Below are 1,928 nucleotides of genomic sequence, written 5' to 3'. Positions count from 1 at the left end.
CCCTCATCCCGAATACAAGAGGAATTTGGCAGGCATATGATGAGTATGTGCGCAGCGGATCGGAAATAGAATTGTCGTCTGACAGTACGTGCAAGCGTGTGGTCTGGCGAACGGAGGCTGTCAATAGAATCTGCCGTGCTACTGTCTGGAAGCGAGAGATCTCTCTGGGCCATAGCGCAATCGAAATGGTAGAAACGCTTTTGAATCCCAAGCGAGAGCAGTTGATGATTGAGACCTTCTTCCATTTCGCCCCAGCATGCGATGTCTATTGTGTGGAGGATAATGCTTCTGAGAGACACCTCCTAATTAAGGGGAAACAGGGCAAATACCGTTTTGATATAAGGACCGACGCTGCCAATTGGATGATCGAATGTTTCAAGGGAGATCCGAAGAGTCCACACGGCTGGCATTTTCCTGATTACGGTAAAAAAGAGCCTGCCTGGACGGTGCGGATATCTTTTAATATCACCGAGGATTTTATGCTAAAGGTGGCGATGATTCGATCATGAGAAAAGTGTTATGGGTTACTTCCTTTTTCCCTCCACGAATCAATGTCGCGACTATTCGCAATGTAAAATTCTTGAAATATCTTTCCTCTTACGGTTGGGAGGCCGTGGTCATAACACCAAAGGAGGGCTGCAGGTATACAGAACCAGCTCGACATTTGCTCTCCCAGATGGACCAGTCAGTGGTGAGGGCAGATATGCCGCGGGACCCTTTTTTTTATTTGCTCGACCGTAAAGATCAGAACAGGTTGATTGCTTATGCAAGCTATCTTCTTAATAATATAATCCCGCCGGATGGGCATTTCTTCTGGTCGCTACTTGTCATTAATCGTTTAAAAAATGAGATCGAAAAGCATAAGCCCGATGTTGTGTACACATCATGTAGTCCCTTCAGCATAAATCTGATCGGCGCTTGGGTGAAATCCCGCTATAAAGTGCCATGGGTAACTGACTTTCGGGACCTCTGGACTCTTAACCCCATTCTAGAGAAGAAAAAGTGGTTTTATTCACATATAGTCTCAAGCTTTTTGGAGCGAAAGTATCTTGGGTACTGTGACGTTGTTATTGTCAATACTGAGAACAGCAAGACAAGGATGCTCGAAAAGTATCCTTTCCTGAACGGAAAACTCCGGGTTATTCAAAACGGCTTTGATTTTGAAGACATGCCGGCACATGAAGAAACCATTCAGGTATTGCGAAATTCGTTTCTTTTTGCAGGATCCATTTATAGAAGTGAGTACAATCCTTCTCCCCTTTTAGCTTTGCTGGCGCGGGCCGGCAATGAGCACTACAACAAAGTGGAATGGGAAATCCATTATGCGGGTGATGACGGGGACGTGTTTAGTGACCTTGTCAGGCGATCGGGAATGACAGCAAAATGTATCACACACGGCTATCTTGATCAAAAGGAACTTTACAAACTCATTCGATGCATGTCATACGTCCTGCTTTGTATGCCGTCCACTGTTAATACAAAATCATGGATTCCCGCGAGGCTTTACGATTATATGGGGAATAAATCTAGAATTATATGCCTTGCCCCGCAAGGGAGTGAGGTTGCAAACATTTTAAGTCGTTATCAGAATGCTTTTGTTCTGTTCTACGAAGAGGATGCTGATATCCAGATACAGAGGCTTAGCCACTTTCTATCGAGGCAGGCGGGTTCAACGGCGGTTTCAGAGGAATTTATTATCAACTTTGATAGGAAAGTGCTGACTGGTCGCTTGGTGGATATTTTCGAAAGCTGTATTGAGCGAGTTCAATCAACCTTATGAGGCTTAGGAGGGCATATGGATAGTGTACAGTTTGAAAATGCTCAGGAATCGAAAACTATGTCGATCCATTTTCTTGCATTCATTATAGTTGTTTACTGCATGCTTTATGAGTGGGTCGGGATTCTTGATTTATCTGCCGTAAGGCCTG

At 44.6% G+C, this 1,928-nt stretch carries 2 protein-coding genes; both read left to right on the top strand.

What is annotated here, in order from left to right:
* Positions 1-509, top strand: a 509-nt coding sequence (locus V7L97_RS12425; RefSeq protein WP_333656466.1) for a hypothetical protein, incomplete at its 5' end; no start/stop codon positions are given.
* Positions 506-1,780: a glycosyltransferase gene (locus tag V7L97_RS12420; RefSeq protein WP_333656464.1), complete on the top strand. Its 1,275-nt coding sequence runs from the start codon at positions 506-508 to the stop codon at positions 1,778-1,780. The genes V7L97_RS12425 and V7L97_RS12420, both read left to right, overlap by 4 nt.
* The last annotated feature ends 148 nt before the right edge of the window (positions 1,781-1,928 follow it).

The organism is Dissulfurispira sp. (genome assembly GCF_036745535.1).
Taxonomy (GTDB): domain Bacteria; phylum Nitrospirota; class Thermodesulfovibrionia; order Thermodesulfovibrionales; family Dissulfurispiraceae; genus Dissulfurispira.
This window is presented reverse-complemented; position numbering and strand designations above follow the sequence as displayed.